Source organism: Bacillus sp. mrc49, from assembly GCF_002803435.1.
The window spans coordinates 1-888 of the sequence record NZ_PHNG01000193.1 but is presented as its reverse complement, the minus strand read 5'-3'; the positions used below and the strand labels follow the sequence as shown (position 1 = coordinate 888).

At 44.1% G+C, this 888-nt stretch carries 2 protein-coding genes; both read right to left on the bottom strand.

Annotated elements, in window-relative coordinates; translation table 11 throughout:
• The coding region (locus tag CVN76_RS01350) for a DUF6359 domain-containing protein (protein WP_232732047.1) at nt 1–325 on the bottom strand (325 nt) is incomplete at its 3' end.
• A 207-nt stretch (nt 326–532) separates the two neighbouring features.
• Nucleotides 533–888 (bottom strand): phage holin family protein (locus CVN76_RS01345; protein ID WP_332850581.1); only part of this gene is annotated, 356 nt, incomplete at its 5' end.

Here is an 888-nt window from a genome sequence, read left to right as displayed (position 1 = left end):
CAGGGCGAAAAGAGGCGGGGACCTGAATATACGCCATGTTGGCCATGTTTGTTTCCGAAGGGCTGTCAGCTAATGCCAAGGCATAATCGTTTGGATAGCCGCTCGTTATGACTACATTGGCAGAAGTGGGCTGACCCACCACATATCCAGAGACCGTCTTGATTGCGCCGTCTTGATTGGAAATGGCCTGGGCGACGGAATAAGGAGAGGACAAAGAGCCAGCTCCAGCCGCTGCGGATGATGAGGCGTCGGTGAGAACGGGAATAAAGAAAGCAAGCACGAATAAAAGGGATAGGATAAATCTTGGTTCATGTTTTCTGAACATGTTATTCCTCCATAAATCGATTCATGTTCATTTCCAGGGGAAATGGCATGTATATGTAAGATTATGGATGGATCCCGTTATTTCCTTCTGGTTTGTCAAAAATGAGAGAATACAGCTAGTGATGGCTGGCGGAATATAGGGGAATAGCCCGGGAAATATCGAAGCTTGTTAATGAAGGCGATCGGATGCGAAAAAACCGCCAGCAGCCTACTGACGGTTTTTTTTATTCTTTTTTATGAGCAGGCTTTGAATGAAACTCAATAATAACGATCCGATTAAAGCTCCCCAAAAGGAATGTATGTCAAAGCCACTGACTACGTAGGAAGTGATTTGGAATGTGAAGGCATTGATAATGAACGAAAACAATCCAAACGTCAGGATGGTGATCGGCAATGTAATCAGCTTTAATATGGGTCTGACCAGCAAGTTCATGATGGATAATATGAATACCGCCAGCAGGGCTGTACCGTAAGATTTGATCGTGATGGAGTCGAGAAGCCAGTCAATAACGAGCAATACTAACCCGTTGATAAGAAAACGCATGATTATATTCATGAAAAACT